This is a genomic window from Thiobacillus sp. (genome assembly GCF_024708915.1).
Genome location: NZ_JANJXQ010000224.1, coordinates 1 through 4,216 on the forward strand (window position 1 = coordinate 1; position 4,216 = coordinate 4,216).

5 protein-coding genes and 1 pseudogene are annotated in these 4,216 nt (G+C 64.1%); 2 read left to right on the forward strand and 4 right to left on the reverse strand.

Going from position 1 to position 4,216, the window contains the following annotated elements:
- Positions 1-124 precede the first annotated feature (124 nt).
- From Q0L94_RS14915 to Q0L94_RS14930, 4 genes are all read right to left on the reverse strand, one after another.
- Entirely contained in the window at positions 125-421 is a 297-nt protein-coding gene (locus Q0L94_RS14915; protein WP_296638428.1) for an HU family DNA-binding protein, read from the reverse strand.
- Between the two features lie 253 nt (positions 422-674).
- Positions 675-2,291 carry a Na/Pi symporter gene (locus Q0L94_RS14920; RefSeq protein WP_296754707.1) on the reverse strand — a complete coding sequence of 539 codons (1,617 nt, stop codon included), beginning with the start codon at positions 2,289-2,291 and terminating at the stop codon, positions 675-677.
- 67 nt (positions 2,292-2,358) lie between these two features.
- Positions 2,359-3,363: a protease SohB gene (gene sohB, locus Q0L94_RS14925; protein ID WP_296754708.1), complete on the reverse strand. Its 1,005-nt coding sequence runs from the start codon at positions 3,361-3,363 to the stop codon at positions 2,359-2,361.
- Positions 3,364-3,414: 51 nt separating this feature from the next.
- Complete coding sequence (locus Q0L94_RS14930; RefSeq protein WP_296754712.1) at positions 3,415-3,630, reverse strand: DUF2892 domain-containing protein; 216 nt, start codon at positions 3,628-3,630, stop codon at positions 3,415-3,417.
- Here Q0L94_RS14930 and Q0L94_RS14935 point away from each other — a divergent pair.
- Both Q0L94_RS14935 and Q0L94_RS14940 read left to right on the forward strand, forming a co-directional pair.
- Positions 3,617-4,039 carry a hypothetical protein gene (locus Q0L94_RS14935; RefSeq protein WP_296754714.1) on the forward strand — a complete coding sequence of 141 codons (423 nt, stop codon included), beginning with the start codon at positions 3,617-3,619 and terminating at the stop codon, positions 4,037-4,039. The genes Q0L94_RS14930 and Q0L94_RS14935 overlap by 14 nt on opposite strands.
- A 32-nt stretch (positions 4,040-4,071) precedes the next feature.
- A pseudogene (locus Q0L94_RS14940) lies at positions 4,072-4,216 on the forward strand (IS3 family transposase); the annotation flags it as partial.

Consider the following 4,216-nt stretch of genomic DNA (forward strand, 5'->3'; position numbering starts at 1 on the left):
TTGGTGGGGGGGGGGGGGGTCCCGCCACACGCCGCGGCCGGTTTTGTGTTCATAAAAAAACCGGCCAGGCGGTTTCGCGGGCTTGGCGCCGCCCTGGGCGGCCCCATGCCCGGCGTTGGTTGCATTACTTCTTCTTGGCGGCCTTCTTTCCGGCAACGGCGGCCTTGAAGCCGGCGCCCGCCGTGAAGCGCGGCACGGTCGTCGCCGCGATCTTGATTTCCTTGCCGGTCTGCGGGTTGCGGCCGGTGCGGGCGGCGCGCTTGCTGGACTTGAAGGAGCCGAAGCCGACGAGCGTCACGGAGTCGCCCTTGGCGACGGCTTTGACGACTGCGTCGAGAATGGCGTCGAGCGCTCTGCCGGCGGCGGCCTTGCTGATGTCAGCTTCGGATGCAGCCACGTCGATCAATTCGGATTTGTTCATGTATGTCCTTTAAGTTGGTGTGAAAACGAGGTGCCACAAGCGTTCAAGCCGCGCCGGCCCTTTCGCGAACAGGTGCTGTCAACCGAAACGCCGCATTGATTATCGGCCGACCGGCGCGAATCTTGAAGCCCCGAATCTTCCATGTTTTATTCGCGGAGGTCGAGCCTTTCGACGCGCCCGGCTGCCGCCACCCCGGCCGGCAGTGCGGGAATCGCCCCGGATGGGCCAGGAAACGCAGCCCCAGCCAGAGGCTCTACCCCGGGTTTTCCTGCCGCACTGGCTCCTTGCCGTTGGCGAGGCGCCCCTGCGAGAGGTAATGGCAGACGCGCCAGATGTGATGGCCCGTGCGTTCCATCCAGCGGTAGGCGTCGGTCTTGCGCAGGGACGTCGCGGGGCTGGCGCTGGGGGAGGCCATATCCTGCAACAGGTCGTGCCGCACCTGGCGTGACAGGGCGGCCAGGGTCACGGCATCGAGCTCCAGTTGTTCCAGGCGAGGAGCAAGGTCTTTCTCGGCCAGGCCCTGGCGCGCCAACGCCAGCATTTCCCGGCTGTTCTCGATTGCCCAGGCGTAGTCCGGATCGGAAAAATCGATTCCGGCCTGGGCCAGATCGTGCAGGCGGCCATGAAAGCGCAGCAAATGATCGATGGAATGCAGCTGGGCGATGCGCTGAGCGCCCAGGCGGGCGTCGTCGGGCGGCAGCTGGATGCGGCTGACAAAATCATAGGTGCGCTCCAGGGATTGACCGGCCTGCGCCAGGCCGCCGTTCTGACTTGCCGATGCGCCTGACGACAGCAGATGACTGTAGAAATCGAGCAGCCGCCCGGTCACCTGTTCCAGTGCCCGTTGCGAGGCCTCCAGTGCGACCGCGGGGATGGCGAGCAGACTCTGATCCAGCCGCTGAGTCATGCTGTCGCCGCGGTCGGGCAGGATGCGTTCGACGAGCTGGCCGAAGCGCGAGGTAAAAGGCAGGAACAGGAGCGCCCCGACGGCAATGAACAGGGTGTGAAAGGCGGCCAGGCTGGTGGCGCCGGGCTGCAGGCCGAGGTATCTCCCGGCGAGGTCGAGCAGAAACAGGAATACCGGCAGCAGCACGATGGCGATCAGGCCCGCTACCGAGTTGAACAGGATATAGGCCAGGGCGGTGCGCTTGGCGTAAATGTTGCCGCCGATTGCCGCCAGGGCGCCGGTGAGAGTGGTGCCGATGGATGCGCCGACCACCAGTGCAGCAGCCTGTTCGAAATTGATGGCCGCGGTGTGGAGGGCGGTAAGGGTGGTGGCAATGGCGGCGGAAGACGATTGCAGGATCGCCGTCATGGCCAGGCCGATCAGCAGGGCCACAATCCGCGCCGAATATCCCCCGTCGGGCAAATCGGCAAGACTGGCCACGGCAGAGAGCCCGCGCATGCCATCCTGCAGGGTATTCAGGCCGAGAAACATCAGGCCGAATCCGGCCAGCGACATGCCCAGCGCGGCCCCGCGCCCCGGGGCCAGCAATTTCAGCATGGCGCCGATGCCGATCAGCGGCAGGGTGTAGAACCCCAGATTCACTTTCAGGCCCAGTTCGGCAACGATCCAGCCCGTGGCCGTATTGCCCAGGCTGGCGCCGATGACGACGCCGATCGCCTGGGAAAATGTAATCAGGCCCGCACTGACAAAGCCGATCAGGGTGACCGTCGTGGCGGTCGACGACTGAGCCAGAGCGGTGACCAGGGCGCCGGAAACAAAGGCTTTGTAGGGCGTGCCCGTGAACCGTACCAAGGCCCGCCCCAAGGTGCCGCCGGCAAAGGCCACGAGTCCGTCGGACAGCAGCATCATGCCGACCAGAAACAATCCGATGCCGCCGGCAAACGGAAAAAAGATATCCAGCATGTAAGGGTAATCCGTGAGCTTGATGGCCCCGGGGAATTTAACACAGGCTTATGGGTGCCGGTCTCGCTCAGCCGAACGGGTAAGGCGGCTGCCAGACGCCGTCCCAGGCGGACTGCGCCGAGACGCGCAGGCGCTCGGGGAGGCTGAGCCTGCGCTGGAAACCGACCTGCAGGACGCGGCCGCGCTGGCAGGCGCTGCGAATGATTTCGTCGCTGGTTGCGAGTTCGTCCACCAGGCCCAGTTCCAGGGCTTTGCTGCCGAGCCAGGCCTCGCCGGTGGCGACCTTTTCCATGTCGAGCTGGGCGCGGCGGCCTTGCACGAACGCCTGGAACAGCGCGTGGATTTCCTCCAGTTCCTCGCGCAGCTTGGCGCGGCCGGCTTCGGTGTTTTCGCCGAACAGGCTCACGGTGCGCTTGTATTGGCCGGCGGTGAATTGTTCCCAGTCGATGTTTCTGGCCTGCATCCAGCGGTGAAAGTTGGGAATCTGCGCGATCACGCCGATGGAACCGATCAGCGCGAAAGGCGAGGCGACGATCCGGTCGGCGACGGCGGCCATCAGATAACCGCCGCTGGCGGCCACCGTGTCCACCGTCACGGTCAGCGGTAGCTGCGCGTCGCGCAGCCGCAGCAGCTGGGCAGCGGCAAGTCCGTAGCGGTTGACCATGCCGCCGCCGCTTTCGAGCCGCAACAACACCGTGTCACCCGGCTTGGCGACTTGCAGGATGGCGCTGATTTCCTCGCGCAGGGCGGTAAAGGCCGAGGCGCGGATGTCGCCCTTGAAGTCCAGCAGGTAGCTGCAGGCTTCTGTTTCCGCCCTTTTCAGTTGGGCCTTGCGTCCAGCCTTGCGCTGCTTTTGCAGGGTCCGCTGGGCTTTCTTGGGGAGTTGCGCGGCCTGGATCCTGTCCCCGGCCGCCTCCAGCTGGCGGTTGATGTCCGTCACCTCGATGTGGCCGGCATCCCTGGCCTTGCGGCGCGACAAGGCGGCCAGGCCGGCGACAAGGCCAATGGCGGCCAGCACCAGGGTGGCCATTTCGGCAAGAAACAGGACGTATTGCGCGGCAAGGCCGTTCATGGCGTGCGATGCGAATGTCCGGCGCTGCGGCGAACGGCTCGGGCGAGGCGCCTAGCGCAGGGCTTTGTCCGACTTCCGGGTGGAGATGCCGAACGGCACGTAGCTCGGACACCAGCCGATGAGGCTGGTCACCAGGAAGGCCGCTGCGATGATGCCGAGAATGATCGCTGCCGTGCCGCTGATCTGGCCGGTGAAATACAGGACCGCGATGATCGCGGCCACGATGAGGCGGATGACCTTGTCCGCCGTACCCATGTTCGGCTTCATTTTGCAGCCTCCTTTCCGGCAATCGTTGGAACTTCAGCGTAGCCTAGAAAAAGTGCCGGACAAGCAGCACCAACCCTGCGATCACGGCCAGGCACAGGCTGCATGCGAGGATGAGCTTTACGTAGTTGGGCATGGCGTGGGGGTGGTGACAATGACCAGGTCGTTTGTTTATAGCCGAGGGAACGCGTGGTCATGGGTGACAATCGTGTCTGCCCTATATGTCATACGCCATGCCGCCATAAAGGTTTTGGCATCGATACCGATAGATATGGAAGGGGAAAGAAAGGCCCGATGTATGGCCTGCCGGGTTCCTGGAGTTGATTTGCAAGCCTGCCCCGGCCCCGATACGCGTGCATCGGACTTTGAATACAAGGATGGACATGGCATCGCTGCTGTTGAAGCAGGCTGACTATGGCGACTCTATTTCTACTGCGAAGCAGGCGAAAACCCGAACGCTCGGATGCCTTGGTGCATCACAGCGACAGGGGATCGCAGTATGTCTCCATCCGTTACACCGAACGGCTCGCCGAGGCCGGGATAGAACCCTCGGTGGGCAGTCGCGGCGACAGTTACGACAACGCTCTGG